The sequence below is a fragment of the Pseudomonas sp. S3_A09 genome (genome assembly GCF_054668065.1).
In genome coordinates, this window is the sequence record NZ_CP162752.1 from 3844864 (window position 1) to 3864768 (window position 19905).

The 19905-nt window shown below is 58.2% G+C and carries 21 protein-coding genes; 9 read left to right on the forward strand and 12 right to left on the reverse strand.

Annotation, left to right across the window (positions count from 1 at the left end; translation table 11 throughout):
• Positions 1-61 precede the first annotated feature (61 nt).
• Together bfr and AB4N92_RS17845 are read right to left on the reverse strand one after the other, a co-directional pair.
• The gene (bfr, locus tag AB4N92_RS17840; RefSeq protein WP_010212744.1) at positions 62-532 is read right to left on the reverse strand and encodes a bacterioferritin; all 471 of its coding nucleotides are present in this window, start codon (positions 530-532) and stop codon (positions 62-64) included.
• A gap of 201 nt (positions 533-733) precedes the next feature.
• Positions 734-952, reverse strand: coding sequence for a bacterioferritin-associated ferredoxin (locus AB4N92_RS17845; protein WP_003208706.1), 219 nt, complete (start codon positions 950-952; stop codon positions 734-736).
• 244 nt (positions 953-1196) lie between these two features.
• On the opposite strand from AB4N92_RS17845, the gene AB4N92_RS17850 reads away from it, so the two are divergent.
• Entirely contained in the window at positions 1197-1799 is a 603-nt protein-coding gene (locus AB4N92_RS17850) for a peroxiredoxin (RefSeq protein ID WP_003172097.1), read from the forward strand.
• Between the two features lie 106 nt (positions 1800-1905).
• Here AB4N92_RS17850 and rnt read toward each other — a convergent pair whose 3' ends face one another.
• Together rnt and pyrC are read right to left on the reverse strand one after the other, a co-directional pair.
• A complete protein-coding gene (gene rnt, locus AB4N92_RS17855) occupies positions 1906-2577 on the reverse strand; it encodes a ribonuclease T (RefSeq protein ID WP_010212742.1) in 672 nt (223 codons plus the stop codon).
• Positions 2574-3620: a dihydroorotase gene (gene pyrC / locus AB4N92_RS17860; protein ID WP_010212741.1), complete on the reverse strand. Its 1047-nt coding sequence runs from the start codon at positions 3618-3620 to the stop codon at positions 2574-2576. Before pyrC ends, rnt begins: the two co-directional genes overlap by 4 nt.
• 156 nt (positions 3621-3776) lie before the next feature.
• On the opposite strand from pyrC, the gene AB4N92_RS17865 reads away from it, so the two are divergent.
• The 3 genes from AB4N92_RS17865 to AB4N92_RS17875 all read left to right on the forward strand — a co-directional run bounded on the left by AB4N92_RS17865 (position 3777) and on the right by AB4N92_RS17875 (position 7288).
• On the forward strand, positions 3777-4685 hold the full coding sequence (locus AB4N92_RS17865; protein ID WP_044286705.1) for a flagellar protein MotY: 909 nt from the start codon (positions 3777-3779) through the stop codon (positions 4683-4685).
• Positions 4686-4814: 129 nt separating this feature from the next.
• Complete coding sequence (locus AB4N92_RS17870) at positions 4815-6032, forward strand: argininosuccinate synthase (RefSeq protein ID WP_010212738.1); 1218 nt, start codon at positions 4815-4817, stop codon at positions 6030-6032.
• A 623-nt stretch (positions 6033-6655) separates the two neighbouring features.
• Positions 6656-7288: a response regulator transcription factor gene (locus AB4N92_RS17875; protein ID WP_010212736.1), complete on the forward strand. Its 633-nt coding sequence runs from the start codon at positions 6656-6658 to the stop codon at positions 7286-7288.
• 84 nt (positions 7289-7372) lie between these two features.
• Here the strand turns inward: AB4N92_RS17875 and AB4N92_RS17880 are convergent, their stop codons facing one another.
• The 4 genes from AB4N92_RS17880 to metG form a co-directional block, all read right to left on the reverse strand.
• Positions 7373-7555, reverse strand: a complete 183-nt coding sequence (locus AB4N92_RS17880) for a PA3496 family putative envelope integrity protein (protein WP_010212735.1) — start codon at positions 7553-7555, stop codon at positions 7373-7375.
• Between the two features lie 107 nt (positions 7556-7662).
• Complete coding sequence (gene nth / locus AB4N92_RS17885; RefSeq protein ID WP_010212734.1) at positions 7663-8301, reverse strand: endonuclease III; 639 nt, start codon at positions 8299-8301, stop codon at positions 7663-7665.
• Between the two features lie 65 nt (positions 8302-8366).
• On the reverse strand, positions 8367-9320 hold the full coding sequence (rsxB, locus tag AB4N92_RS17890) for an electron transport complex subunit RsxB (protein ID WP_045791262.1): 954 nt from the start codon (positions 9318-9320) through the stop codon (positions 8367-8369).
• Between the two features lie 214 nt (positions 9321-9534).
• Complete coding sequence (metG, locus tag AB4N92_RS17895) at positions 9535-11586, reverse strand: methionine--tRNA ligase (RefSeq protein WP_021492527.1); 2052 nt, start codon at positions 11584-11586, stop codon at positions 9535-9537.
• 171 nt (positions 11587-11757) lie between these two features.
• Between metG and apbC the strand changes: the two genes are divergently transcribed.
• A complete protein-coding gene (gene apbC, locus AB4N92_RS17900; RefSeq protein WP_236267184.1) occupies positions 11758-12852 on the forward strand; it encodes an iron-sulfur cluster carrier protein ApbC in 1095 nt (364 codons plus the stop codon).
• Positions 12853-13342: 490 nt separating this feature from the next.
• Here the strand turns inward: apbC and fdxA are convergent, their stop codons facing one another.
• From fdxA to AB4N92_RS17920, 4 genes are all read right to left on the reverse strand, one after another.
• On the reverse strand, positions 13343-13666 hold the full coding sequence (gene fdxA / locus AB4N92_RS17905; RefSeq protein ID WP_003208688.1) for a ferredoxin FdxA: 324 nt from the start codon (positions 13664-13666) through the stop codon (positions 13343-13345).
• A gap of 142 nt (positions 13667-13808) precedes the next feature.
• Positions 13809-16400 carry a DNA mismatch repair protein MutS gene (mutS, locus tag AB4N92_RS17910; RefSeq protein ID WP_042571726.1) on the reverse strand — a complete coding sequence of 864 codons (2592 nt, stop codon included), beginning with the start codon at positions 16398-16400 and terminating at the stop codon, positions 13809-13811.
• Between the two features lie 169 nt (positions 16401-16569).
• The gene (locus AB4N92_RS17915; protein ID WP_010212726.1) at positions 16570-16941 is read right to left on the reverse strand and encodes a hypothetical protein; all 372 of its coding nucleotides are present in this window, start codon (positions 16939-16941) and stop codon (positions 16570-16572) included.
• Positions 16934-17422, reverse strand: a complete 489-nt coding sequence (locus tag AB4N92_RS17920) for a Panacea domain-containing protein (protein WP_010212724.1) — start codon at positions 17420-17422, stop codon at positions 16934-16936. The genes AB4N92_RS17915 and AB4N92_RS17920 overlap by 8 nt, the downstream gene beginning before the upstream one ends.
• Before the next feature lie 267 nt (positions 17423-17689).
• On the opposite strand from AB4N92_RS17920, the gene AB4N92_RS17925 reads away from it, so the two are divergent.
• From AB4N92_RS17925 to AB4N92_RS17940, 4 genes are all read left to right on the forward strand, one after another.
• Complete coding sequence (locus AB4N92_RS17925) at positions 17690-18424, forward strand: LexA family transcriptional regulator (RefSeq protein ID WP_010212723.1); 735 nt, start codon at positions 17690-17692, stop codon at positions 18422-18424.
• Positions 18425-18573: 149 nt separating this feature from the next.
• Positions 18574-18771, forward strand: coding sequence for a hypothetical protein (locus AB4N92_RS17930; protein ID WP_021492473.1), 198 nt, complete (start codon positions 18574-18576; stop codon positions 18769-18771).
• A gap of 250 nt (positions 18772-19021) precedes the next feature.
• On the forward strand, positions 19022-19366 hold the full coding sequence (locus AB4N92_RS17935) for a phage holin family protein (RefSeq protein WP_021492472.1): 345 nt from the start codon (positions 19022-19024) through the stop codon (positions 19364-19366).
• 21 nt (positions 19367-19387) lie between these two features.
• Positions 19388-19903, forward strand: a complete 516-nt coding sequence (locus AB4N92_RS17940) for a hypothetical protein (protein WP_021492471.1) — start codon at positions 19388-19390, stop codon at positions 19901-19903.
• Positions 19904-19905 lie beyond the last annotated feature (2 nt).

The following is a 19905-nucleotide window of genomic DNA, read 5'->3' on the forward strand; positions in this document are numbered from 1 at the left end:
CAATAAAAAGCCCCGCTTCTCGTGAGAGAGCGGGGCTTTTTTGTACCTGTGAGCGACGGGGTTATTCACCCATCTGCGATTGCAGGTAGTTTTCCAGGCTGACTTTGTCGATCAGGCCCAGTTGGGTTTCCAGCCAGTCGATGTGTTCTTCCTGGTCTTCCAGGATGTCTTCCAGCAGCTCACGGCTACCGAAGTCGCCCTTAGTCTCGCAGTGAGCGATGGCGGCCTTGAGGTCGCTGTGGCTCTTGCGCTCGAAACCCAGGTCACTGCCGAGCATTTCCTGGGTGTGCTCGCCAATGTTCAGCTTGCCCAGGTCCTGCACGTTCGGCAGGCCTTCCAGAAACAGGATGCGCTTGATCAGCGCGTCCGCGTCTTTCATGGCCTTAATGGATTCTTTGTATTCACGCTTGCCCAGCTTTTCCAGGCCCCAATCGTCATACATGCGCGCATGCAGAAAGTACTGATTGATCGCGACCAGTTCATTGGCAAGGATTTTGTTGAGTTGCTGGATGACTGAGATGTCGCCTTTCATGACTGGGGTCCTGCCCTGTAATAGCTGTGTATAGGGCGGAGTTTGAGTGGCGAAACCCCTAGTGTCAAACCTAAGTTATTGAATAATAAATGAAAATTAATCGGAATAAGAATGTTTGTGTTCCGCGTCTTGACGCTAACTAATTGAATTGCGGGCATAAAAAAACCGGACACTAAGTCCGGTTCTTTAAAACACGCCAAATCAGGCGTGTGTAAATTCTGCTGAATAGGGGATCGCGGCCTGGGCTGTCTGCAGCTGCGTCAGGGTTTCCCGTACCACTTGCTTGGCGAGGCAGGCACATTTGCCGCACTGGCTGGCAACGCCGGTGGTTTCACGCACTTCCTTGTAGCTGCAGCAACCTTCATAGATTGCTTCGCGGATTTGTCCGTCGGTGACGCCAGTACAGAGGCACACATACATAAGGGAGAACCGTCGCGGGTTTAAGGCTTAAGTGCGATGGATCTTAATGTTAACGAGAATGATTGTCAAAGTTGATTCGCAGGGTATTTGCTGGCATCGCGCCCTCACTGACGAACGGTTTTTTCAGTGTATGATGGTCGATCTTCACGAAGCATGACTGCGTCACAGGGCTGTCGCTTATTCACGGCAGACTCGGGGCCGGTCCTTTTACTTCAATCGTCACCCCTACATCAGGAGATATCCAATGAGCGTACTCGTCGGCAAACAAGCCCCGGATTTCGACGTCCCAGCCGTCCTCGGCAATGGCGAAATCGTAGACAGCTTCAAACTGTCTGAAGCCATCAAAGGCAAATACGGCCTGGTGTTCTTCTACCCGCTGGACTTCACCTTCGTCTGCCCTTCGGAGCTGATCGCTCTGGACCACCGCATGGACGATTTCAAGGCACGCAACGTTGAAGTGGTAGCGGTTTCCATCGACTCCCATTTCACCCACAACGCCTGGCGCAACACCGCCATCAATGATGGTGGCATCGGCAAAGTCAAATACACCATGGCTGCCGACATGAAGCACGACATCGCCAAGGCTTACGACGTTGAGTCCGAAGGCGGCGTAGCTTTCCGTGGCGCGTTCCTGATCGACGACAAGGGCGTTGTCCGCTCCCAGATCATCAACGACCTGCCACTGGGCCGTAACATGGAAGAGCTGATCCGCCTGGTTGACGCCCTGCAATTCCACGAAGAGCACGGCGAAGTCTGCCCAGCCAACTGGAAAAAAGGCGACAAAGGCATGAACGCTTCGCCAGAAGGCGTTGCCGCTTACCTGACCGAGAACGCTGGCAAGCTGTAAGCCTGGTTCGAGGTACAAAAAAACCGGCCTGAGAAGGCCGGTTTTTTTATGTGCGGGGTATGACCCGTGGTGAGCGGGGCAAGCTCGCTCACCACACGAGCTTTGCTCAGTCGTTGAAGTCTTCCCAGCCGCCCATGTCTTTCCAGCGGTTGACGATGCCGCAGAACAGCTCGGCGGTCTTCTCGGTGTCGTAGCGAGCCGAGTGGGCCTCACGGCCGTCAAAGTCGATACCGGCTGCCTGACAGGCTTTCGCCAGCACGGTCTGGCCATACGCCAGGCCGGCGAGGGTGGCCGTGTCGAAGCTGGAGAAGGGGTGGAACGGGTTGCGCTTCATGTCCAGCCGCGCCACGGCGGCGTTCAGGAAGCCCAGATCGAAGCTGCTGTTGTGGCCGACCAGGATCGCGCGTTTGCAGCCATTGGCTTTCAACGCCTTGCGCACGCCACGGAAGATGTCGGTCAGTGCCGCTTCTTCACTCACTGCCATGCGCAGTGGGTGATCGAGCTTGATGCCCGTAAATTCCAAAGCGGCGGCTTCGATATTCGCGCCTTCGAACGGCTCGACGCGGAAGAAGTGGGTGTGTTCCGGGAACACGAAACCCTGTTCATCCATGCCGATGGTGGTCGCGGCGATTTCCAGCAGTGCGTCGGTAGCGCAGTTGAAACCACCGGTTTCTACGTCGATGACAACCGGCAGATAGCCACGAAACCGCTCGGCCATCGGGTGACGGGAACCGCCACCGCTGTGCTCGTGTTCGTCGTCGTAATGGTCTTCACTCACTTGCTTTCCTCCAGCAGGCGCCAGCGCAGTGTTTCACCGGCGCGCAGCGGGATGACAGTCAGCTCGCCAAACGGCAGGCTGGCAGGGGCGGTCCAGTCTTCACGGACCAGGGTGATGCGGTCGGTGTTCGCCGGCAGACCGTAGAAACGCGGGCCGTTGAGGCTGGCGAAGCCTTCAAGCTTGTCCAGGGCGTTACGTTGTTCGAACGCTTCGGCGTACAACTCTATCGCTGCATAGGCGGTGTAGCAGCCGGCACAACCACACGCCGCTTCTTTGGCGTGCACGGCGTGAGGGGCGGAGTCGGTGCCGAGGAAGAACTTCGGATTGCCGCTCGTCGCCGCATCCAGCAAGGCCACCTGGTGGGTGTTGCGCTTGAGGATCGGCAAGCAATAGAAGTGCGGCCGAATCCCGCCCACCAGCATGTGGTTGCGGTTGTACAGCAGGTGATGCGCGGTGATGGTCGCGCCGACGTTGGCCGAGGCCTCGCTGACGAACTGCACGGCATCGGCAGTGGTGATGTGCTCGAACACCACCTTGAGGGTCGGGAACAACTCGACCACGCGGCGCATATGCTCGTCGATGAAGATCTTCTCGCGGTCGAACACGTCCACGTCGCCACGGGTGACTTCACCGTGGATCAGCAGCGGCATGCCGACTTCGGCCATGGCTTCGATCGCCGGCAGGATCTTGTCGATACTGGTCACGCCGGAGTCGGAGTTGGTGGTCGCGCCGGCCGGGTAGAGTTTGGCGGCGTGCACGAAACCGCTGGCCTTGGCCTCACGAATCTCTTCGGGCTGGGTGCGGTCGGTGAGGTAGAGCACCATCAACGGTTCGAAGCGGCTGCCGGCCGGTCGTGCAGCGAGGATACGCTGGCGATAGGCATCGGCTTGCTCGGCATTACGCACCGGAGGTACCAGGTTAGGCATGATGATGGCGCGGCCAAACGTGCGCGCTACATCGGCCACGGTGTGGGGTAACGCAGCACCATCGCGAAGATGAATATGCCAGTCGTCGGGACGCAGCAGGGTCAGGCGGTCGGACATTGGGGATTCCAGGCGGGTCAATCTGGTGGGAATGCTACCGGAAAAGACTCTATCAGGCACTCGCTATCAAGTTTTGCAGGATGCAACCGATAGCCTGGGGTATGCCTTATCGATGTATGACGCTTTGAAGTGTTGTAGAAACCAATGGAGCCTCCCGTGCGCCAGCAATATCTAGCCCTGCTCAGTGTGTTCGCCAGCCTCCCTGCAATGGCCCTCACGTTCCAGACGCGTCTGGAGAATATTGAGTGGAAGGTGGAAGGCGATCAGTTTGAGTGCCGACTGACCCAGCCGATCACCGATTTCGGTTCGGGTGAGTTCGTGCGCCGGGCCGGCGAGCAGGCGACGTTTCGTCTGAAAGCCTACAACGGCTCGCTGGGTGCCGGTTCGGCCACGTTGCTGGCGGCCGCTGCGCCGTGGCAGCCGGGGCGGGGTGATATCAACCTCGGCGCCGTACGTGCCGGCAGTGGCGACGTATTGTTCAACAGTTCCCAGGCCCAGGCCGGGCGTCTTTTCAACGGCTTGCTGGAAGGGCGCAGCCCGACCGTGCGGCACTATGGGCGTGAAGGTGGCTATTCGGAAATCCGCCTGCTGCCGGTCAAGTTCAACAAGGCCTACAACGATTACCAACTGTGTACCGCCAAGCTGTTGCCGATGAATTATGACCAGGTGAAACAGACCGAAGTCGGCTTCCCCGGTGGCGGGATCGAGCTGGACGCGGCCGCCAAGAAGAAACTCGACGTGATCCTCGCGTTCATGAAAGCCGACCCGACCGTCAACCATATCGAGTTGAACGGCCATTCGGACAACAGTGGCAACCGCCTCACCAATCGCGACGTCTCGCGCCGTCGCGGCCTGGCGGTCATGGACTACTTCAAGGCCAATGGAATCCAGGAATCGCAGATCACTCTGCGGTTCCACGGCGAAAGCTACCCACTGGCGCCCAACACCAATGCGGCCAACCGGGCACGCAACCGGCGCGTGAATATCCAGCTTGAACGCGTGGCAGCCCCCGAGAAACCGGCGCCTCAGGCCACCGGTCCCAGTAACGCCGCGCACACGTCATAAGGTGCGACCATCGGTCGCCCGCTCGACATAATCTGTCGCTTTATCTTCATTTGCTGTCGCGCCCCTGTAAATCCACGGTTTTGGTCGGTAGAATCGACGCCTTTCCGTACAACCCCGTGGAGTGATGGCATGGCCGACGTAAACAAGGTCGTTCTCGCGTATTCCGGCGGCCTGGACACTTCGGTGATCCTCAAGTGGCTGCAGGATACTTATAACTGTGAAGTGGTGACCTTCACCGCTGACCTGGGTCAGGGCGAAGAGGTCGAACCTGCACGTGCCAAGGCGCAAGCCATGGGCGTGAAAGAGATCTACATTGACGACCTGCGCGAAGAGTTCGTCCGCGATTTCGTTTTCCCGATGTTTCGCGCCAACACCGTCTACGAAGGCGAGTACCTGCTGGGTACCTCCATCGCACGTCCGCTGATCGCCAAGCGTCTGATCGAAATTGCCAACGAAACCGGCGCCGACGCCATTTCCCATGGCGCTACCGGCAAGGGCAACGACCAGGTACGTTTCGAACTGGGTGCCTATGCACTCAAGCCAGGCGTGAAAGTGATTGCCCCTTGGCGTGAATGGGACCTGCTGTCCCGTGAAAAGCTGATGGATTACGCTGAAAAGCATGCAATCCCGATCGAACGTCACGGCAAGAAGAAGTCCCCGTACTCGATGGACGCCAACCTGCTGCACATCTCCTATGAAGGCGGCGTGCTGGAAGACACCTGGACCGAGCACGAAGAAGACATGTGGAAGTGGACCGTCTCCCCGGAGAACGCGCCCGACAAGCCGCAATACCTGGAGCTGACCTACCGCAACGGCGACATCGTCGCGCTGGACGGCGTCGAGATGACCCCGGCCACCGTGCTGGCGACCCTGAACCGTATTGGTGGTGAACACGGTATCGGCCGTCTCGACATCGTCGAGAACCGTTATGTGGGCATGAAGTCCCGCGGCTGCTACGAAACCCCAGGCGGCACCATCATGCTGCGCGCCCACCGCGCCATCGAGTCCATCACCCTGGACCGCGAAGTGGCTCACCTCAAAGATGAGCTGATGCCCAAGTACGCCAGCCTGATCTACACCGGCTACTGGTGGAGCCCTGAGCGTCTGATGCTGCAGCAGATGATCGACGCCTCCCAGGTCCACGTGAACGGCGTCGTGCGCCTGAAGCTGTACAAGGGCAACGTGATCGTGACCGGTCGCAAGTCTGACGAGTCGCTGTTCGACGCCAACATCGCCACCTTCGAAGAAGACGGCGGTGCTTACAACCAGGCAGACGCAGCAGGCTTCATCAAGTTGAACGCATTGCGCATGCGCATTGCAGCCAACAAAGGTCGCTCGCTGTTCTAAGTCTCAGCGTGTTATGAAAAATGGCCCCTTGTTCAAGGGGCCATTTTTTTTGCCTGTGGTTTTGTATCGTCTTTTGATGTTTATGACGTTTAAACAGGTGTGGATATTTTTTCTCGAAATCTTTATCAACGGTGGGTTTGAATGAATTGTTGTTGAAAGTTTGTAGGGGGAATGAATTTTTTACATCTTTGTAGGAACTGGTCTTACAGATAATTCACTCATACAAGTGCGGCGAAGATGCAAAACACTGAATAGTCTGTAGGAATCAAGGATGTAAGAAAATATGTTGAATGGAACTAAAGCAGACGGATCGTTCTGGCCGTTTTTCCCCGCTGCAAGCGAGAGGCAAGGGGCATTTCCTGAGAGTCATGTGCGGCACGTTTACCCAACCCCCTATAAGCCAAGGATATTTCACTCAAAGTATGTAAGTCCCCGGAAAGGTCTGAAAGGCTCCATAAAACCGGATGCCTCCGAGATGGCGTTTTTTTGTAGGGCAATTCTTTTATCGCTGTGGGGTGGGTCTCTGCTTGCTGTTGCTTGGGGGGGAACGCTATGCCAACTAGGAAACGACTAGGCTATTGTGCTTGCTCTAAATAATTCGAACAGCGAAATTGGACTTTCTCATGAATAAAGTGCTGATCGTGGATGATCATCCCGTCATTCGTCTTGCTGTGCGTATGCTAATGGAGCGTCATGGTTATGAGGTCGTTGCCGAGACCGATAACGGTGTCGATGCGTTGCAACTTGCACGGGAGCATATGCCGGATATTGTGATACTGGATATCGGGATTCCAAAACTTGATGGGCTGGAAGTTATTTGTCGACTGTCTTCTACCAAGCAGCCTGCACCGTTCAAGGTGCTGGTGTTGACGTCCCAGGCACCTGGACATTTTTCCATGCGCTGCATGCAGGCGGGGGCTGCGGGCTACGTGTGCAAGCAACAGGACCTCACCGAGTTGCTGAGTGCCATCAAGGCGGTCTTGTCGGGCTACAGCTACTTCCCGAACCAGGCGCTCAACTCGGTACGCTCCACCATGGGCAATGCCAGCGAGGCCGATATGGTCGAGCGCCTTTCCGGGCGGGAAATGATGGTATTGCAGCAGTTGGCGCGGGGCAGGACCAACAAGGAGATTGCCGACGGCATGTTCCTCAGCAATAAGACCGTGAGCACCTACAAGACGCGTTTGCTGCTCAAGCTCAATGCGCGTTCGCTGGTGGACCTGATCGAACTGGCCCAGCGTAACGGCTTGGTATAGAGGAGGACATCGTACAGCGCATTGCCCGGGTAACCGGCAGAAAAAAGCCTCCGTGAAGGAGGCTTCCGGCTGTCGATCGCTCGATCAGAAATCGAAGTCGTAATCGGCCAGCTGTTTTTGCAAGCGTCGTTCTTCCAGTAGATTATCGATAGTACGGCGTTTGCTCAAATTGGTCTTAGCGACCTCTGCCTCAGGTGCCTCTGCTACATCGTCGTCCGACTCAACGAGGTCGTCTTCCACTTCCAGTTGCTCTTTGCCAGTGCTCATAAGGTTCACTCCGGGCTAAGACTGCCGTTGGCGCTCCTTATAACGATAATCCATGATCCGGTAAAAAAGATTTTTTCAATCGACTGATTGGGAAAACCAATGATCCGTCAATCGTCGGACGTCTTGTCCTTGTATTCGCACAGGTCTTCGATGCGACAGCTGCCGCAGCGTGGCTTGCGCGCCTGGCAAACATAGCGTCCGTGAAGGATCAGCCAGTGGTGGGAGTCCAGCAGATACGGCTTGGGCACGAACTTCATCAGCTGCTTTTCCACCTCCACCACGTTCTTGCCACGGGCGATGCCGGTGCGGTTGCTGACCCGGAAAATATGGGTGTCCACGGCCATGGTCAGTTGCCGGAACGCGGTGTTGAGTACCACATTGGCGGTTTTGCGGCCGACGCCAGGCAGGGCTTCCAAGGCTTCACGGGTTTGCGGTACTTCGCTGCCGTGCAGCTCCACCAACAAGCGGCAGGTTTCGATGACGTTCTTGGCTTTGCTGTTGTACAGGCCGATGGTCTTGATGTACTCCGACAGCCCGTCCACCCCCAAGGCATAGATCGCTTCGGGGGTATTCGCCACGGGATAGAGCTTTGCCGTGGCCTTGTTCACGCCGACGTCCGTGGATTGAGCCGACAGTATCACCGCAATCAGCAACTCGAACGGCGTGGTGTAGGCCAGTTCGGTTTTGGGTTCTGGATTGTCTTCGTGGAGCCTGCGGAAAATTTCCAGGCGTTTTGCGGCGTTCATGGGGTGGGGTTTTCCTGGCAGTCTATCGGCGGGATTGTAACAAGACACACAGCAGGTTATGCAGGTCAGGTGTTGCCGTGGGCATCCACTTGGCGCTGCGCCTCGTCTAAGTGGTGTTGCGCCTCGGCCAGTTGCTGCGGGCTGGCATTCAAGTCCTTGGCCTTCTTCAATTCCGCGCGGCGCATCGCCAGTTGGATTTTGGCGCGTTTCAGGTCGCCAGTACTCACCGCTGTACCCGCTGCCTTCGTTGTGGTGCCCAGCTCCAGCGCCGTCAGCGCGTGTTCTGCTGCTTCGAACTGCTGCTGCAAGACGATCAACTGTGACTGCTGTTCAAAGGTGGGAGGGTGACCGAAGGCCTTCAAGGATTTATGCAGTTGGGCGCGACTCATAGCGACCGCAATTTTGGCTTTTTTGATCGCAGCATCCTGTGCTGTAGCCGCCTGCACAGGTAAAACCGGCACTGAGCGTTTGGCCCGAGCCACGCGTTCAGCAAGCTTTTGCGCTTCTTCCCGTTGCAGCCGCGCATTACGTTGCTCATAACGCCGCCTTGCCCGGTCGCGTTTGAGGCTGCGCTCATGGCGTTGCTGATCTGTGATGGTCAGGTCTCCCACGATCAGTACGGTGGTTGTCGGGCGCATTTCAATGCAGTCAACGGGGCAGGGCGCGACGCACAGGTCGCAACCGGTGCACTCATCGACGATGACCGTGTGCATCAACTTGGCGGCGCCGACAATGGCGTCCACCGGGCAGGCCTGAATGCACTTGGTGCAGCCGATGCACTCGGCTTCGCGGATATAGGCGATCTGTGCCGGGGCTTCTCCTCGACTGGTATCGAGTTCCAGCACCGGCACGCGCAGCAATTGCGCAAGGCCTGCGAGGGTCTCCTGGCCACCAGGCGGGCACTTGTTGATCGCTTCGCCTTGAGCAATACCCTCGGCGTAAGGCTTGCAGCCTGGGTGCCCGCATTTTCCGCATTGGGTCTGAGGCAGCAGCGCGTCGATACGTTGAATGAGGTTCATGCTGTGATCATGGGCATGCCGGTTAAGCAAACTGGGCCTAGTGCGTGGTTGAGCGTTCTTGTGGCGAGCGGGCTTGCCCCGCGATGGGCTGCAGAGCAGCCTATCATTGCCAGCGCGGTTTTACAGATAGAACCGGGTGCGTGGTGTAGGGCCGCTTCGCGACCCAGCGCGGGCAAGCCCGCTCACCACAACCACACCTACAGACCTTGCAGGATTACTTGATGCGCTGACCCGGCTTGGCGCCGCTGTCAGGGCTGAGCAGGTAGATCTCTTCCCCACCAGGGCCGGCCGCCATCACCATGCCTTCGGACACGCCGAATTTCATTTTTCGAGGCTTGAGGTTGGCGATCATCATGGTCAGGCGACCATCGAGCTTGGACGGGTCCGGATAAGCGCTCTTGATCCCGGAGAACACGTTGCGTTGCTCGCCACCGAGGTCCAGGGTCAGGCGCAGCAGCTTGTCGGCACCTTCCACGGCTTCAGCTTTCACGATCAGCGCGACACGCAAGTCCACCGCGGCGAAAGCGTCAAAGTCGATTTCCGCAGAGATCGGGTCTTTGGCCAACTCGCCATTGCCAACGGGTGCAGCCGAACCGGTATCGGTCTGGCTGGCGACCAGATCTTCTTTCGAAGCGTCGGTCATGGCCTGGACTTTGACCGGGTCGATGCGGGTCATCAGTGGCTTGAACTCGTTCAACTGATGGTTGCTGAGCAAGGTAGCGTGATCGTTCCAGGTCAGTGGCGCCACATTGAGGAACGCCTCGGCGTCGGCAGCCAGCAGCGGCAGCACCGGCTTGAGGAAGATCACCAGTTGGCGGAACAGGTTGACACCCGTGGCGCAGATCGCCTGGACTTCCGCCTGCTTGCCTTCCTGCTTGTTCAGCGACCACGGCGCCTTGTCGGCGATCCAGGCGTTGGCGCGGTCGGCCAGGCCCATGATCTCGCGCATGGCGCGGGCAAAGTCGCGGGCTTCATAAGCATCGGCAATGCTGGGTGCGGCGGCCAGGAAAGCGTCGGTCAGTTCCGGCGCAGCGTTCTCGGCCACCAGCAGGCCTGCGTTGCCCTTGTGGATAAATCCGGCACAACGGCTGGCAATGTTGACGACCTTGCCGACCAGGTCCGAGTTGACCTTCTGCACGAAGTCTTCCAGGTTCAGGTCGAGGTCATCGACGCCACGGCCCAGCTTGGAAGCGTAGTAATAGCGCAGGTATTCCGGCGACAAGTGGTCCAGGTAGGTGCGCGCCTTGATGAAGGTGCCACGAGACTTGGACATCTTCTGGCCGTTGACCGTCAGGTAGCCGTGCACCGCAATGCCCGTCGGTTTGCGGTAGCCCGAACCTTCAAGCATCGCCGGCCAGAACAGTGCGTGGAAGTTGACGATGTCCTTGCCGATGAAGTGGTACAGCTCGGCCGTGGAGTCCTTGTTCCAGAACGCGTCGAAGTCCAGCTCCGGCGTGCGGTCGCAGAGGTTCTTGAAACTGGCCATGTAGCCGATCGGCGCGTCCAGCCACACGTAGAAGTACTTGCCCGGCTCGCCCGGGATCTCGAAGCCGAAGTACGGCGCATCGCGGGAGATGTCCCACTGCTGCAGCCCGGCGTCCAGCCATTCGGCGATCTTGTTGGCGACGGCGTCCTGCAAGGTGCCGCTGCGGGTCCAGGTTTGCAGCATCTGCTGGAAATCCGGAAGCTTGAAGAAGAAGTGCTGGGAGTCCTTGAGCACCGGGGTGGCGCCAGAGATCGCCGACTTGGGGTTCTTCAGTTCGGTGGGCGCGTACGTCGCACCACACTTCTCGCAGTTGTCGCCGTACTGGTCTTCAGTGCCGCATTTCGGGCAGGTGCCCTTGATGAAGCGGTCGGCCAGGAACATTTTCTTTTCCGGGTCGAAATACTGGGTCACCGAACGCTGGTCGATATGCCCGGCTTCTTTCAAGCGCAGGTAGATCTGGCTCGACAGCTCGCGGTTTTCTTCGGAGTGGGTCGAATGGAAGTTGTCGAAATCCACCAGGAACTCGGCAAAGTCGGCGCTGTGTTCAGCCTGCACGTTGGCGATCAGTTGTTCCGGGGTGATGCCTTCCTTTTCGGCGCGCAACATGATGGCCGAACCGTGGGCGTCGTCCGCGCAGACGTAAATGCATTGATTGCCGCGATGCTTCTGGAAGCGCACCCACATATCGGTCTGGATGTACTCAAGCATATGGCCAAGATGGATGGAACCATTGGCATAGGGCAGGGCGCTGGTGACGAGGATCTTGCGTGGCTCGGACATGGGGCTCGGCTACTTGATGAAACGGAGGTCGGCCACTATAAAGCGCCGGGAAATATATTTCACCCCGTGACGCTGTTTCAGAATCTTCCTGACCTGCGAAAGCATGCCGTTACGCCGCTGGAACGGTTAGGATAGCCGCCTGTTTCAGTCAGTCTTTTTCGGGAGTAGCCCATGAGCGCCGTCAATCGCGCAGCGGTGGAAGCCGTGCTTCGCCAATACACCGACCCCTATTTGAACCAGGACCCGGTCAGTGCCGGCTGTGTGCGTTCCATCGACGTCCAGGGCGACCAGGTGTCGGTCCAGCTGGAACTGGGCTACGCCGCCGGCCTGTTCAAGAGCGGCTGGGCGCAGATGTTGCAGATGGCCATCGAAGGCTTGGACGGCGTGCGTTCGGCCAAGGTCGATATCCAATGCGTAATCGCCGCGCACAAGGCCCAGGCGCAGATCCCGGGCCTGGCCAACGTCAAGAACGTGGTGGCTGTGGCCTCCGGCAAGGGCGGCGTGGGCAAATCCACCACGGCCGCCAACCTGGCCCTGGCCCTGGCCCGTGAAGGCGCACGCGTGGGCATTCTCGACGCGGATATCTACGGCCCGAGCCAAGGCGTGATGTTCGGCATCGCCGAGGGCACCCGACCGAAGGTCAAGGACCAGAAGTGGTTCGTGCCGATCGAGTCCCTGGGCGTGGAAGTGATGTCCATGGCCTTCCTCACCGATGACAACACGCCGATGGTCTGGCGTGGACCGATGGTCTCCGGCGCCTTGCTGCAATTGGTCACCCAGACCGCCTGGGGCGACCTTGATTACCTGGTGATCGACATGCCGCCAGGCACGGGTGATATCCAGCTGACCCTGGCACAGAAAGTCCCGGTCGCCGGTTCGGTGATCGTCACCACGCCCCAGGACCTGGCGTTGCTCGACGCAAGGAAAGGCGTGGAGATGTTCCGCAAGGTCAATATCCCGGTGCTGGGCGTGGTGGAGAACATGGCGGTGCACATCTGCTCCAACTGCGGCCACGCCGAGCACTTGTTCGGCGAAGGTGGTGGCGAGAGGCTGGCCACCCAGTACGGCGTGGAGTTGCTGGCTTCACTGCCATTGTCGAGGGGGATTCGTGAGCAGGCTGACGGCGGCAAGCCGACTGTTGCGGCGGAGCCTGATGGCCAGATCGCTATGGTGTATCAAGAGCTTGCCCGTCATGTGGGCGCACGTATTGTGCTGCAGGAAGCCGCAGCGCCTGCGATGCCGACGATCACGGTCAGCGACGACTGAGAATCTGGAAGGGAAAGAGCCTCGACAGCGTCGGGGCTTTTTCATGTCTGGACGGCAGCAAAGGGAGAGATTTCTCATTTACGCAATTGGTCGTGTAAGCATTTGCTTACTTTTTCGTAAGCGTTTGGTTTTTTTACCCGCCAAGTACGTCCCATTTAGTCGAAAGGTTTTTCTATCTTATTGAAAGATAACAATTAATTAACGGGTGTTGAGCGCGAAAGTCTGCCTGCCATAGGAATGGAACCCGTTGAACTTCCTTTGGAACTCTCTAACATCAGTCCTGTGTCCACGGATTGGCACAGCCATCAAGGACCGATGGTTGAAGGAACGTCGCAGGATGCGATTCATCAGGATGATGAAAAGGAATACAGGGACTAGGGAAAAAATGTGGGCGGGTCATACCGCCCCTTTTTTTTGCCTGCAGGAAAGTGAAACCCACCTTCCAGAAACGCAAAAAGGCCCGCAAGGGGCCTTTTGGGAGGCGACGCTATCAGCGTTCGAGGTCTGCAATCTTACCTTTTTTGCCATCCCACTCCGCTGCATCCGGCATCGGGTCTTTGCGTTCAGTGATATTCGGCCAGATTTCCGCCAGCTCGACGTTCAACTGAATGAATTCCTGCATCTCTGCCGGGACTTCATCCTCGGAGAAAATAGCGACGGCCGGGCATTCAGGCTCACACAGGGCGCAGTCGATGCACTCATCCGGGTGGATAACCAGGAAATTCGGGCCTTCGTAGAAGCAGTCCACCGGACACACTTCGACGCAGTCGGTGTACTTGCACTTGATGCAGTTGTCGGTAACGACGAAGGTCATTTCTAATTTTCTCCTCAGGCGGCGGCAGCGAAACCCTTTGTGGCAGGGCTCGCGAGGTTCGGGAGCGATAGTCTGCAGGCCAGGCTAAAAGCCCGCAGCATCCCAAACCGCGCGAGAGTCTACCAGCTTGCAAGCCTTAGCGTTATATCCGAGTCTTCAGTGCATATAACATTTCGAGCGCTTTTCGCGGCGTCAAGTCATCCAGGTCAAGCTTTGCCAGCTCATCCAGCACCGGATGGGGCAGGCTGGCGAACATGTCGCTTTGATGCGGTGCGGCCGGTTTGCTGGAGGCTTTGGCGGGGCTGGCTACCGCCGTTTCATGGGGCAGGGCCGTGGTTTCCAGGCGGCTGAGGTGTTCGCGGGCGCGGGTGATCACGTCATTCGGCACACCCGCCAGTTGGGCCACGGCCAGGCCGTAACTCTGGCTGGCCGGCCCCGGCAGCACGTGATGCAGGAACACGATACGCTCGTTGTGCTCGGTGGCGTTCAGATGCACGTTGGCCACTAGCGGTTCGCTCTCCGGCAAAACAGTCAGCTCGAAGTAGTGGGTGGCAAACAGGGTGTAGGCACGCAAGTGCGCCAGGCGCTCGGCCGCCGCCCAGGCCAGGGACAGGCCGTCGAAGGTGCTGGTGCCGCGGCCCACTTCGTCCATCAACACCAGGCTGCGTTCGGTGGCGTTGTGCAAGATGTTGGCGGTCTCGCTCATTTCCACCATAAACGTCGAACGGCCACCGGCCAGGTCGTCGCTGGAACCGATCCGGGTGAAAATGCGATCCACCAGGGACAGCTCGCAACTGGCCGCCGGCACAAAGCTGCCGATATGCGCCAGGAGCACGATCAAAGCGGTCTGGCGCATGTAGGTGGATTTACCGCCCATGTTCGGACCGGTGATCACCAGCATGCGGGTATCGTCGTCCAGCGACAGATCGTTGGCGACGAACGGCGTGGTCAGCACCTGCTCTACGACCGGGTGGCGACCTTGCACGATGCGCATGCACGGCTCGCTGACAAAACGCGGGCAGTTCAGGTCAAGGTTCAGTGCACGTTCGGCCAGGTTGCTCAGAACATCCAGTTCGGCCAGGGCGCTGGCGGTGTCCTGCAGCGGCGCCAACTGGCTGATCAGGTCTTCAAGCAGGTTTTCATAGAGCATCTTCTCCCGAGCCAGGGCGCGGCTCTTCGCCGACAGCGCCTTGTCTTCGAATTCTTTCAGTTCGGGAGTGATAAACCGTTCGGCACCTTTCAGTGTCTGGCGACGTTGATAGTCGATCGGCGCCGACTCGGCCTGCTTGCTCGGTAACTCGATGAAATAACCGTGCACGCGGTTGTAGCCGACTTTCAGGTTGGCCAGGCCGGTACGGGCTTTCTCGCGGGCTTCCAGGTCAATCAAGAATTGCCCGGCGTTCTCGCTCAGGGCTTGGAGCTCGTCCAGCTCGCTGTCGTAACCGGTCTTCAATACGCCGCCGTCGCGGATGATTGCCGGCGGGTTGTCGATGATGGCTTTTCCCAGCAACGCCGCCAGTTCCGGGTAAGTACCGGCCGTGACTGCGAGCTGTTGCAGGTGCGGCGTATCCAGTTCGGTCATCGCCGCTTGCAACTGTGGCAAGGCTGCGAGGGCATCACGCAGGCGCGCCAAGTCGCGCGGGCGCGCATTACGCAGACCGATACGCGCCAGGATGCGCTCGATATCGCCGATTTCCTTCAGCTGTGGCTGCAGCTTTTCAAAGCGATAGCCGTCCAGCAGGCAAGTAATAGACGTCTGACGCGCCTGCAGCACGCTCAAGTCGCGCAGCGGACGGTTCAGCCAGCGGGTCAGCAAGCGGCTACCCATGGCCGTCTGGCAACGGTCGACCACCGATTGCAGGGTGTTGTCACGCCCGCCGGCCAGGTTGGTGTCCAGCTCCAGGTTGCGACGGCTTGCGCCATCGAGCACCACGGTATCGTCCAGACGCTCATGACGCAGGCTGCGCAAATGCGGCAGGGCCGTGCGCTGGGTTTCCTTGGCATAGCCCAGCAAGCAACCTGCTGCACCGATGGCCAGGGTCAAGGTTTCACAACCGAAGCCTTTAAGGTCCTGCACCGAGAACTGCTGGCACAGACTTTTCAGCGCCGAATCACGTTCGAAGTCCCACGGCGCACGGCGCTTGGCCCCACGGCGTTTTTCCGCCGGCAGATCCTTCGGCCAATCATCCGGGATCAACAACTCCACGGGGTTGATACGCTCCAGCTCCGCCAGCAGGTTCTCCCAGCCTTTGATCTCCAGCACGCTGAAGTTGCCACTGGTGATGTCCAGCACCGACAGGCCGAACAGGCGCTCGTCGCCCAACACCGCTGCAATCAGGTTGTCGCGGCGCTCATCCAGCAGCGCCTCATCACTCACCGTCCCCGGCGTAATAATGCGCACCACCTGACGTTCCACCGGCCCCTTGCTGGTGGCCGGATCGCCGATCTGCTCACAGATCACCACGGACTCGCCCAATTTCACCAGTTTGACCAGATAGCCTTCCAACGAATGGTAGGGAATCCCACACATCGGAATCGACTGCCCTGCCGACTGCCCGCGCGCTGTCAGGGTGATATCCAGCAACTTGGCGGCCTTCTTCGCGTCTTCGTAGAAGATCTCGTAGAAGTCGCCCATGCGGTAGAACATCAGCTGATCAGGGTGCTGGTTCTTGAGGCGCCAGTACTGCTGCATCATGGGGGTGTGGGAGGACAGGTCTGAAGTGGTTTTACTCATTGGGTCGTAGGCAAATTCGTTGAAAGGAGTGGGGCAAATGTGGGGCATTCCGCCCTGCGATTTTGCGATGGGCGCAAGGTTAACACGCGAGGTCGGGGCTTCGCAGGTCGCGTACGGTTAGTAAAGTGCAGGACGAAAGTCAGGGGCGGAGAGCAGGCTGTAAGAGCCGTTATTTTGCCCTGCGGCCACTGGCGGGGAACAAGCCTCGGATAACGCCGAGAAAAGCGGCAAACAAGTTGATTGAGGTTGCGGTAGTAATAGCAATCAACACGTTATCGGAAAAGGGGGCTTTGCCGGAGTAGTACGTTGACCAACCATTCCACACAAGTAACACCGCCCAAAAGATCACGCCGCACGCAGCAAACCAGAAAGCACGCCCCGCATATTTCTTGCGCAGCAGCCGTTCAGCCTTCTGATCTTTCAGGTTTTGGTTTCTTTCGTCGTCAGCGCCTACTGCCTGCTCGCCTCCGGGTTGGGAGTCCTGGTCGGGCCCTGATGCGGGGGGCAGGGTCAGTTCCAGGGTGTCGAGTTCCTCATTCACGGTTGCGGCTCTTTGGGTGAATGAGCTGCGCCATTTCCTTCCAGTCAATGGCGGAACCGTCCGCGCCCCTGAGTGCCCAGGCGGTACCTTCCTCGTGGGAGAGGTTGGACAGTTGGGTGCCCGACCACTTGCCGTATTTATTGATAATGCGGTCAATCAAACGATGGGCGTAGGTGTCGCTTTCAGGAATTCTCGGGGTTACGAAGACGATGTCTTCGACGTCGGGCTTAAGGTTGCTGAGCAGCGACGTCACCGGGCGGCTGCCGTAGGATTTCAGCTCATGATAGAGCGATGGAATGACCGGGCCGTATTGCCAGCGGGCAAAGTGGTCATCCATAAGGGGGAGCTCCCTTTCACGCAGATGCCAGGACTGGGTGTAAAACAGCAGCTTTTGAAGCTTCATTGGAGTCAAGCCTGCAAGCTTGCCTTCTTTGGCGCGTTCAATGAAGGCGTTAGCAACAGCTAGAGCTGAATAGGCCATGAGCACCTCCGGAATGGCTGGCTACGTTGTTACAGAGTTTCATATATAGGCTCGGGCTTGTCGACATGCAATGACGTCGGCTGACTGATGTCGTGTTGTTTCCCGGCCTGGTTTGAAAAGCTGTATCCAGTGTGGTGGATAGTAGTGAGTAGACCACTGTTTGCATAGCCAGTATTTTGTGTCAAATTCCAGCGCAATAGGGATGAATGCATAAATTATGCAAATTAGCATTTGCCAATGCTAAAAACCCCCGGCACTATCCACGTTATGCAAAAACGCAACGTTTCTATCGTCTTACGCGAACTGCTGGACCGCGACCGGATCTCCCCCACGGAGCTTCACCGGCGTACCGGCGTGCCTCAATCCACGCTGTCCCGGATCCTCAGCGGCAAGATCGTTGATCCGTCGGACAAGCATATTTCCCGCATCGCAGAGTACTTCCGCGTCAGCACTGACCAGCTGCGCGGGCGCGCGGCAGTTGGCGTTTCGCGGGAGGACGGTCGCGACCCGATGCATTCGGAACTCAAGGACATAAGCCTGTGGGATGACGACACGCCCGTTAATGACGACGAGGTATCGATCCCCTTTCTGCGCGAGGTTGAATTGGCTGCTGGATCAGGAAGATTCGTCATCGAGGAAAGCGAGAAGGCCAGCTTGCGGTTCGGCAAGCGCAGCCTGCGTCATAACGGCGTGCAGTTCGACCAGGCCAAGTGTGTGACGGTGCGTGGCAACAGCATGTTGCCGGTGCTGCGTGATGGCGCGACGGTCGGGGTGAATGCGGGCAAGAGTGGCATTGGCGATATCGTTGATGGCGACTTGTATGCCATCAACCACAACGGCCAGTTACGGGTGAAACAGCTCTATCGCCTGCCTTCCGGGATTCGCCTGCGCAGTTTCAATCGCGATGAGCACCCGGATGAGGACTATAGCTTCCAGGATATCCAGGATGAGCAGATCAGCATCCTCGGCCATGTGTTCTGGTGGGGCATGTACGCGCGTTAACCTTCTTCTGTAAGACGAAGCCCGCCAACGAGCGGGCTTTTTTTCGTCTGTGAAAAACCACCAAACCCGCTGCCCATAAGGTCGAAAATGCATTCGTGCATTTGTGCGGTAAAAATAAATGCATTTGTGCATTGACTGTATATGCATACATGCATATTCTTCGTCTCAAGCCAGCCAACAAGGTGGTGGAGGCGGCAAGGATGCTGCCAAGGAAGACAAGGAAGGCACGCAACACCGGCAAGGACGCCATCCGAGCGATGGCAAGGAAGCCAGCAACACCGGCAAGGATGCCGACGCTCTTTAGTTTCACCGCTTTAAAAGAACAGGCAGCGATGAACCGGCCTTAACGGTTCAGAGGGTTGGCAACTGACCCGGGTGTGCAGCGTAAAGCACCAGAAGCAGTTATCCGGCAGACAAGGATCGTGGTCGGAAAAACATCTCAGGAAAGAACCGTACCGCGCCAGTAGCGCCGAACGTTCGAATATGGACCGCATTACTGAAAAGCCCGGGCGACCGGGCTTTTTGGAATGCCTACCTATAAATGGATTTACCCAAGAGCCGGCCCTGTGCCGGGAGTGCTCAGCCAGGAGGCGTGACATGACAAACGAGCAGCAAGCGTTAGCGGAAATGCCTATCTGGCTGGTGATCGTACTGGCCCTGATCGGTGGTGTATCCGGCGAAATGTGGCGCGCCGACAAGGAGGGAGCCCGCGGTTGGTCACTGGTACGGCGCCTGGCCTTGCGGTCCGGAGCATGCATGGTCTGCGGCGTTTCAGCGTTGATGCTGTGCTACGCCGCCGGCATGTCGATCTGGACCGCCGGCGCCATTGGCTGCCTGACCGCTATGGCCGGCGCCGACGTGGCCATCGGCCTTTATGAACGCTGGGCCGCCAAGCGCATCGGGGTCGACGAGACCCCAACTTCTCGCCCGGATCAGCAGTAACCGCTGCAAGGATGCAAGCAGATGACACTTCTCGAAAAACCTTCCCAACTGCCCGTGGCGATTGGGGATGCGCTGAAGAGCGCTTTCCCACAACTGCGCGTAGGCAATCACCATGACTTTCCTGGAACGGGCGATAAAACTGGCATTTTGATCAGCGTGGAGCGCAACGGCCCTGGCATTCGCTCGCTTGCAGGGCGCAAGGCGCACGCCTTGTCGGTTTCACTCAGGGTCATGGTTGCCGGTGGGTCGGCACCTTTTGATGCTTGCGATCTGGCCAGCCAACTGATGGACCTGGCCCTGGATAACCGCTGGGGCCTGCCGCCTGATCAGTGCGACCTGCCTACCGCAATTGTCGCTGCCCCTTCCGCGCGCTCCGGTGCGGAAACGGACTATGACACCTGGACGGTTTCCTTTACCCAAAACCTCTATCTCGGTCCGTTGCTGCTCGAGGATCCTACAGGCAAGCCGTTATTTGCCCGCACCTGGGAAGTCTCTGACATCAACGATCCGGATCAATATCGCCCACTGCAGGAGTAATC

Bases quoted from the DNA above. Each gene is read 5' to 3' on its own strand.
- AB4N92_RS17845 (WP_003208706.1), bottom strand. From the start codon at position 952: ATGTATGTGTGCCTCTGTACTGGCGTCACCGACGGACAAATCCGCGAA.
- mutS (WP_042571726.1), bottom strand. From the start codon at position 16,400: ATGAGTAAAACCACTTCAGACCTGTCCTCCCACACCCCCATGATGCAG.
- AB4N92_RS17925 (WP_010212723.1), top strand. From the start codon at position 17,690: ATGCAAAAACGCAACGTTTCTATCGTCTTACGCGAACTGCTGGACCGC.
- metG (WP_021492527.1), bottom strand. From the start codon at position 11,586: ATGTCCGAGCCACGCAAGATCCTCGTCACCAGCGCCCTGCCCTATGCC.
- AB4N92_RS17940 (WP_021492471.1), top strand. From the start codon at position 19,388: ATGACACTTCTCGAAAAACCTTCCCAACTGCCCGTGGCGATTGGGGAT.
- AB4N92_RS17870 (WP_010212738.1), top strand. From the start codon at position 4,815: ATGGCCGACGTAAACAAGGTCGTTCTCGCGTATTCCGGCGGCCTGGAC.
- fdxA (WP_003208688.1), bottom strand. From the start codon at position 13,666: ATGACCTTCGTCGTTACCGACAACTGCATCAAGTGCAAGTACACCGAC.
- AB4N92_RS17875 (WP_010212736.1), top strand. From the start codon at position 6,656: ATGAATAAAGTGCTGATCGTGGATGATCATCCCGTCATTCGTCTTGCT.
- apbC (WP_236267184.1), top strand. From the start codon at position 11,758: ATGAGCGCCGTCAATCGCGCAGCGGTGGAAGCCGTGCTTCGCCAATAC.
- bfr (WP_010212744.1), bottom strand. From the start codon at position 532: ATGAAAGGCGACATCTCAGTCATCCAGCAACTCAACAAAATCCTTGCC.
- rsxB (WP_045791262.1), bottom strand. From the start codon at position 9,320: ATGAACCTCATTCAACGTATCGACGCGCTGCTGCCTCAGACCCAATGC.
- AB4N92_RS17880 (WP_010212735.1), bottom strand. From the start codon at position 7,555: ATGAGCACTGGCAAAGAGCAACTGGAAGTGGAAGACGACCTCGTTGAG.
- nth (WP_010212734.1), bottom strand. From the start codon at position 8,301: ATGAACGCCGCAAAACGCCTGGAAATTTTCCGCAGGCTCCACGAAGAC.
- AB4N92_RS17850 (WP_003172097.1), top strand. From the start codon at position 1,197: ATGAGCGTACTCGTCGGCAAACAAGCCCCGGATTTCGACGTCCCAGCC.
- AB4N92_RS17930 (WP_021492473.1), top strand. From the start codon at position 18,574: ATGCATATTCTTCGTCTCAAGCCAGCCAACAAGGTGGTGGAGGCGGCA.
- AB4N92_RS17935 (WP_021492472.1), top strand. From the start codon at position 19,022: ATGACAAACGAGCAGCAAGCGTTAGCGGAAATGCCTATCTGGCTGGTG.
- pyrC (WP_010212741.1), bottom strand. From the start codon at position 3,620: ATGTCCGACCGCCTGACCCTGCTGCGTCCCGACGACTGGCATATTCAT.
- AB4N92_RS17920 (WP_010212724.1), bottom strand. From the start codon at position 17,422: ATGGCCTATTCAGCTCTAGCTGTTGCTAACGCCTTCATTGAACGCGCC.